Consider the following 2317-nt stretch of genomic DNA (forward strand, 5'->3'; position numbering starts at 1 on the left):
CTGCCACGATGTGCGGATCCGATAGGGCCGACGCGGCGCGCGCTTCCCCTTCGAAGCCGCAGCCGCTCCGGGTCGTGCGCGAGCTCCTCCGGCAGCACCTTGACCGCCACGTCCCGCCCGAGCCGCGTATCGCGCGCCCGATAGACCTCGCCCATGCCGCCCGCGCCGAGGACCGAGAGGACTTCGTAGGGCCCCAGGCGGGTGCCGGGGGAGAGAGTCATTGAAGCCCCATGGCCGCGCCATGGCTCGCCGGGGCGAGCGACGGCGACAGCGCCTCGTGCGGACCCAGCCGCTTCCCGGCGAAAAACGTCATGTCAGTCCTTTGAATCTGCCCGCGATCCTGATTTGAGTTTACCGGCACGAAGCGCGTCGCGATGTGATGCATTCGACTCACGAGAGAGCTCCAGGCACCGAACCGGCGGCGTATACTGTTTAGATGCTTGACATACCGCCCCTCTCCGGGGCGTCGTGAGCCTCGAAGGGCGGCGCGTTTCGTGACCGGGTGGCCGAGGATCATCCAGGGCGGCATGGGCGCCGGGGTCTCCTCGTGGAAGCTCGCGCGCGCCGTGTCCTCCCTCGGTCAGCTCGGCGTCATCTCGGGGATCGCGCTCGACGTCATCCTCCCCCGCCGCCTGCAGGACGGCGATCCGGACGGCAGCGTTCGCCGGGCCCTCGCGTGTTTTCCGATCACGACGATGGCGGACCGGATCCTCGAGAAGTTCTTCATCCCCGGAGGGAAGGCCGCCGACGCGCCGTACGCCACCGTCCCGATGCACTCGCTCGATTCCGTTCGCTCCCTGCTCGAGCTCTGCATCGTCGGCAACTTCGTCGAGGTGTATCTGGCGCGGGAAGGGCACGACCAGCCGGTCGGCGTGAACTACCTCGAAAAAATCCAGCTTCCGCATCTCGCGTCGATCTACGGGGCGATGCTCGCCGGCGCCGCATTCGTGCTGATGGGCGCCGGAATCCCGACGAAGATCCCGGGGGTCCTCGACCGGTTCGTCCATCACGAGAAGGCCACGTACGACGTGACGGTCACGGGGACGAGGGACGGGGAAACCGCCACACTTTCGTTCGACCCGCGCGACTACGTCGACATCGACCTGCCGCCGCTCCGGCGGCCCTGGTTTCTTTCGATCGTTTCCTCCAACGTGCTCGCGACGACGATGCTCCGCCGCGCCAACGGGTCCGTCGACGGGTTCGTCGTCGAGAATCCGGCCGCCGGCGGGCACAACGCCCCCCCGCGTGCCAAGGGGCTGCTCGACGCGGAAGGACAGCCCGTCTACGGCGAAAAGGACGCGGTCGACCTGCGCCGCATCGGCGAGCTCGGCAAACCGTTCTGGATCGCCGGCGGCATGGCGTCCCAGGAGCGTCTGCGCGAGGCTCTGGCGCTCGGCGCGGCCGGCGTGCAAGTCGGAACCGCCTTCGCGCTCTGCGACGAGTCGGGCCTGCGCGAAGACCTCCGCCGCGAGCTGTTGCGCCAGTCGGTGGACGGCGCCACGCGCGTTCACACGGACCCGCTCGCTTCGCCGACCGGATTTCCCTTCAAGGTCGCCCGGATCGACGACAGCCTCTCGGAAGCGGACGTGTACGAAGCGCGCGACCGTGTCTGCGACCTCGGGTTCCTCCGCGAGGCGTATCGCAAGGAGGACCGGACGATCGGTTTTCGCTGTTCCGCCGAGCCGGTCGAACTGTACGGGCGAAAGGGCGGGGCCGTCGAGGACACCTTCGGACGGAAATGCCTCTGCAACGCGCTCATGGCGAACATCGGCATGGGCCAGCTGCGGCACGGCCTGCCGGAATTGCCTCTCGTGACGGCCGGCGACGACCTGCGGACGATCGCGCGCTTCATCCCTCCCGGCCAGGAGACCTACTCGGCGCGCGACGTCGTCGAGAAGATCCTCGGCGAGAGCGCGCCCGCGGGGCCTATCGCTTTTCAAGGCCACCGATCTGAGTATCATTGGAAACCCTTCCACGCCAGGCGCGTCTAGCCCATTTGGGGCGTGCAGCGATGGGGTCAACTTTTGGGTGAGCTTTCATGGCTCTGGCGAGGTCGGGCGGTATTGATCGGTCGAGTCTTGGGTCGTCGGGTTCTCGAAGGCCCGGGTGCTCCCCTAACTAACGAGCGGAAAGCGAGGAAAAAATGAAGTCGAGAGGGAACGGTCGAGTTCTCCGTCTTGTGGCTGCCGCGTGGGCGACGATTTTCTTCGTCGGGGCGGGTGTCCGCGTGCTCGCAGATTGCGCGAGCTTCGGGCTGCCCTTCACGGACGTGACGAGCTTCTGCGATCCGATCGCGGAGGCCTACTACTCCGGATTG

Annotated in this window: 2 protein-coding genes; one reads left to right on the forward strand and one right to left on the reverse strand. The window is 67.3% G+C overall.

Annotated features, from left to right (window positions below):
* The coding region (locus VKH46_15425; GenBank protein ID HKB72236.1) for a hypothetical protein at nt 1-221 on the reverse strand (221 nt) is incomplete at its 3' end.
* A 273-nt stretch (nt 222-494) separates the two neighbouring features.
* On the opposite strand from VKH46_15425, the gene VKH46_15430 reads away from it, so the two are divergent.
* The gene (locus VKH46_15430) at nt 495-1991 is read left to right on the forward strand and encodes a nitronate monooxygenase (protein HKB72237.1); all 1497 of its coding nucleotides are present in this window, start codon (nt 495-497) and stop codon (nt 1989-1991) included.
* The last annotated feature ends 326 nt before the right edge of the window (nt 1992-2317 follow it).

It is taken from the genome of Thermoanaerobaculia bacterium (assembly GCA_035260525.1).
Lineage (GTDB): Bacteria > Acidobacteriota > Thermoanaerobaculia > UBA5066 > DATFVB01 > DATFVB01.